The organism is Micrococcus sp. ACRRV (assembly GCF_022346985.1).
In the GTDB taxonomy this organism is placed as follows: Bacteria; Actinomycetota; Actinomycetes; order Actinomycetales; family Micrococcaceae; genus Micrococcus; species Micrococcus porci.
This window is the reverse complement of sequence record NZ_JAKRNH010000162.1, coordinates 1-3,467: the sequence shown is the minus strand read 5'-3', so window position 1 is coordinate 3,467 and position 3,467 is coordinate 1. Positions and strand designations below refer to the sequence as shown.

The window sequence follows — 3,467 nt, the reverse complement described above, 5'->3', positions numbered from 1 at the left end:
AAGAGACAGGCCCCGCACCTGCTGGCCGTGGGCCCGGGCCGCAGGGCCCCCACCGCCCGGGCCGTGCTGGCAGGCCTGGTGGCGGACCGCGCCGCGGAGTGAGAATGAGCGGACCAACCGTCCGACGACGAACCGGGAGGCCCCCGATGACCGAGCACACCACCCCCTCCATGCAGCGCCCGGACCCCGCGGTCGGCCCCGGTTCGATGTTCCCCCATCCGGAGGGCGAGCCCGTCCTGAAGCTCACGGACGAGCAGATCTGGAAGCTGATGCGCGGCGTCCGCCACGCCCGCCTGGGCCTGGCCGTGGGCGGCGAGCCGGACATCGTGCCGGTCAACGTCCGCGCCGTCGACGGCGTCGTGTGGTTCCGCACCGCCCCCGGCTCCAAGCTGGCCGAGCTCACCGTCAACCCCCGCGTGGTGGTGCAGGCGGACGGCATCCTCTCCGACCAGGCCTGGTCCGTGCTGCTGCACGGCACCGCCCGCCGCGCGGACACGGCCGAGGAGATCGCCGAGGCCGAGTCCATGGGCATCCGGCCGTGGGTCCCCACCATCAAGGACTTCTACGTGAAGGTCGAGGTGGACTCCGCCACCGGCCGCCACTTCCTCCTGGGGGAGCAGCCGGAGCGCGACGGCGCCGAGCCGACCGACTGAGTCTCACCACCTCCCTTGGCGGGCCCGCTGCGTCAGGCGACGTCCTCCGCGAGCGCCCGCCCGGCGGTCCGGCCGCTGAACAGGCAGCCGCCCAGGAACGTTCCCTCCAGGGCGCGGAAGCCGTGCATGCCGCCCCCGCCGAAGCCGGCGGCCTCACCGGCGGCGTAGAGGCCCGGGACGGGCCCGCCGAGCTCGTCGAGCACGCGCCCGCGCAGGTCGGTGTGCAGCCCGCCCAGGGTCTTGCGCGTCAGGGTGCGCAGGCGCACGGCGATCAGCGGCCCGGCCGCGGGGTCGGTGAGCCGGTGCGGGGCGGCGGTGCGGATCAGCCGGTCCCCCAGGTACTGGCGGGCGCGGCGCACCGCGTCCAGCTGGGGGTCCACGCCGGCGCGCGCCGCCCCGTCCTCGTGCTCGGCCACCGCCTGCCGCACGGCGTGCAGCTCGACGCGCGGGCCGCCCCCGCCGGTGCGGTCCTGCAGCTCGTTCATCTGGTCGACGAGCTCCTCCACGGTGGCGGCCTGGACGAAGTCCTCGCCGTGGTCCAGGAAGGCGCGCACGGGGGCGGGCACCCCCTGCGTGGCGCGGCCCAGCACGTCTCCGAGGGACCGCCCGGTGAGGTCCGGGTTCTGCTCGGAGCCGGAGAGGGCGAACTCCCTGCCGATGATCCGCTCGTTGAGCACGAACCACGTGTGGTCCGCCCCCTCGGCGCGGCGTGCCCCGCCGGGGCGACGGATCTCACCGAGGGCGCCGAGGGTGTCGAAGCCGGGCCAGCGCGGGTGCGGCAGGCGTCGCCCGGCAGCGTCCAGCCACAGGGAGCTCGGCCCGGGGAGGATGCGGATGCCGTGCCCGGGCCACACCGGGTCCCAGTTCGCGACCCCCTCGGTGTAGTGCCACATGCGGTCGGGGTGCAGCATGTGCGCCCCGACCGCCCGCGCGGCCGCGACGCCGGAGCCGTCCACGTAGGCGGGGACCCCGGAGAGCATCCGCTCCGGCGGGGCGCCGAGCCGGTCGGGCCAGGCCGCGCGCACGGCGTCGTGGTCGGCCCCGATGCCGCCGGAGGCGATCAGCACCGCCTGCGCCCGCACCTCGAACGCCCCCGTGACGGTGCGGCTCGAGGAGGTGCCGCGGGCGCCGTCGTCGTCCGCCAGCCGGTCCCCGCGCACGCCGCATACGGCCCCGTTCTGCGTGACGAGCTCCGTGACACGGTGCCGGGGCAGGTAGGTGAGCCGTCCGTCGAAGGCAGCCTGCTCGACCACCGCCGCGAACGGCTCCACGATGCCCGGCCCCGTGCCCCACGTGATGTGGAAGCGCGGGGCCGAGTTGCCGCCGACGCCCGGCGCGGGGACCTTCCGCTCCGCCCAGCCCACCACCGGGAACAGCCGATGTCCGCGCTCACGCAGCCAGGCCCGCTTCTCCCCCGCCGCGAAGTGCACGTAGGCCTCGGCCCAGGCGCGCGGCAGGGCGTCGTCCCCGCCGGTGAACCCCGCGGTCTCCCGCCAGTCCGACCAGGCCAGGCCCACGGAGTCGCGCACGCGCAGACGGCGCTGCTCAGGCGAGTCCACGAGGAACAGCCCGCCGAAGCTCCACCACGCCTGCCCTCCCAGGTCGGCGGCGCGCTCCTGGTCCACGAGCACCACGGAGCGGCCCGCCTCGAGCAGCTCGCACGCGGCCACCAGGCCGGCAAGGCCATGGCCCAGCACGACGACGTCGGCCCGGTGCACGCCTGCGTGGCCGGAGGAGGGGCGGGCTGTGTCGGGGATCACAGAGCTCATGGCGCCACTGTACGGACTCGCACCCGCCGGGCTCAGGGGCGCGCCGGGGGCTGACCGCCCTCGCCGCCCGCCGGGGGCTGCCCGCCGCCGGGCCCGCCCATCCCGCCCTGCTCCTGCTCGGTGGTGGTGTCGATCGGGACGTCGATGGTGATGGCGAAGCCCTTCTCCACGGAGCCCGTGATCTGCGGCAGCTGCGTCTCGTAGCCGTCCGAGAAGACGTTGTCCGTCTCGAGGCTGACCTTGGCGAAGTTCGCCGTCGACCCGTCGTAGGCCGACGTGGCGTAGACCTGCGAGGACTGCTCCTCCGGCATGGCGATCTGGGAGGTGAGGACGTTGTTCGTCGCGTCCGTGATGGACGCCTTGTCCGGGAACACCTCGAAGTGCAGGTGGGGCCACCGTCCGTCGTAGCAGCCGGGCCACACCGTGGTGAAGGTGACCGTGCCGTCATCGCCCACCACCTGGACGCCACGCAGGTAAGTCTCCTCCGTGATGCCGTCCGAGTACATCGAGTAGCGGCCCAGCGCGTCGGCGTGCCAGAGGTACACGGCGGCGCCGGTCATGGCGGCGTCGCCGTTGGCCATGTCGATCACGTTCATCGTCACCGTGAGCGGGACCCCCTCGGCGACGGTGCCCGTGTCGATGCTCGTGGTCAGGTCGGAGCGTTCGATGCCGGACGCGTCGAGCACGTCCGGGCCGTTGGAGCCGTCGCCCGGGTACGGGCCTGCGGTCTCGGTGACCATCTCGGTCAGGGTGGCCGACGGCGAGGCGCTCGCCGCCGACGAGGAGGCCGCGGGTGACGAGGAGCCGGCACTCGCAGACGTCGAGCTGGAGGAGGACGAGGCGCCCTCCTGGACGCCGCACGCGGCGAGGACGAGGGCCCCCGCTCCCGCGCCGAAGATGCCGAGCGCGTTGCGGCGGGAGACGAGCGTGCCGACGTCGAAGGCGGCGCCCTGGTCTTCGACGTCCTCGGCCGGGCGGTGGAAGGCCCGGCCCTCGAAGGTGGGCGTGACGGCGGGGGCCTCGCCTCCCTCGGTGACCTGGGGGA

At 74.9% G+C, this 3,467-nt stretch carries 3 protein-coding genes; 1 reads left to right on the top strand and 2 read right to left on the bottom strand.

What is annotated here, in order from left to right:
- Positions 1 to 146: 146 nt before the first annotated feature.
- Positions 147 to 653, top strand: coding sequence for a pyridoxamine 5'-phosphate oxidase family protein (locus MHY29_RS11635; protein WP_224355565.1), 507 nt, complete (start codon positions 147 to 149; stop codon positions 651 to 653).
- Between the two features lie 32 nt (positions 654 to 685).
- Here the strand turns inward: MHY29_RS11635 and MHY29_RS11630 are convergent, their stop codons facing one another.
- A complete protein-coding gene (locus tag MHY29_RS11630; protein ID WP_239241401.1) occupies positions 686 to 2,422 on the bottom strand; it encodes an FAD-binding dehydrogenase in 1,737 nt (578 codons plus the stop codon).
- Between the two features lie 32 nt (positions 2,423 to 2,454).
- Positions 2,455 to 3,467 (bottom strand): 3,4-dioxygenase subunit beta (locus MHY29_RS11625; protein ID WP_239241399.1); only part of this gene is annotated, 1,013 nt, incomplete at its 5' end.